Annotated in this window: 2 protein-coding genes; both read right to left on the bottom strand. The window is 44.8% G+C overall.

Features of this window, described 5'->3' with window-relative positions:
* A partial coding sequence (locus A3762_RS03995; RefSeq protein ID WP_156493213.1) for a hypothetical protein occupies window positions 1-283 on the bottom strand: 283 nt, incomplete at its 3' end.
* Between the two features lie 73 nt (window positions 284-356).
* On the bottom strand, window positions 357-608 hold the full coding sequence (locus tag A3762_RS04000; protein WP_068754205.1) for a YfhL family 4Fe-4S dicluster ferredoxin: 252 nt from the start codon (window positions 606-608) through the stop codon (window positions 357-359).
* Between the last annotated feature and the right edge of the window lie 149 nt (window positions 609-757).

Here is a 757-nt window from a genome sequence, read left to right on the forward strand (position 1 = left end):
TATGCGCATTTAGTTCCGCCAAACGCAAATCATATTGCTCAAGCAGTTCTTTCTGGCCAGCAATAGTATTCGCAATATCGTCTGATGCGTCGGAGTTATTGGAGGAAACGCCGCCAAACGAATAAATCACAAATGCTGTGACGGTCGCAGAAATGGTGACAGTAAGAATGAGAGCAAAAAACAACAAGAAAACACGGTTTTTGTCAACCTTGCTTTCTAATAGCTCGATACGTTGTTCGGGGGTTAACGGTACTTCAGATTCGTTTGCTTTTTCTTCGCTCATGAACGACCTAACTACACTGAGTTCACTGTATTTGTTTGGCTAAGTGTAGTCAGAATCTAAGAAAGGGCTAATTTTAGGAGATGCCCGTTAGCTTTTCGTATTTTGCCATGAGCTGTTCTTGCGTCTCATCGTGAGCAGGATCAAGAGGGATGCAATCAACAGGGCACACTTGCTGACACTGTGGCTCGTCATAGTGACCAACACATTCTGTGCATTTAGATGGCTCGATCTCGTAGATCTCTTCCCCAGGGGAAATGGCTTCGTTGGGGCACTCCGGCTCACAAACGTCACAGTTGATGCAGTCGTCTGTAATGATTAATGCCATGATCCTGTTCCTGTTCCTGTTACTGCTGCTTAAAGTGTTCGTCTAGGGCTTTGCTGACCGTTGGATGAACGAATTCATCAATGTTTCCGCCCAGTACTGCAATCTCACGAATCAATGTCGAAGAAATGTACGATAAGTGATTGTCTGGT

The sequence above is a fragment of the Oleiphilus sp. HI0125 genome (genome assembly GCF_001635355.1).

What these genes read in the sequence shown, in the direction of transcription:
- A3762_RS04000 (WP_068754205.1), bottom strand. Translation starts at nt 608, where the DNA reads ATGGCATTAATCATTACAGACGACTGCATCAACTGTGACGTTTGTGAG.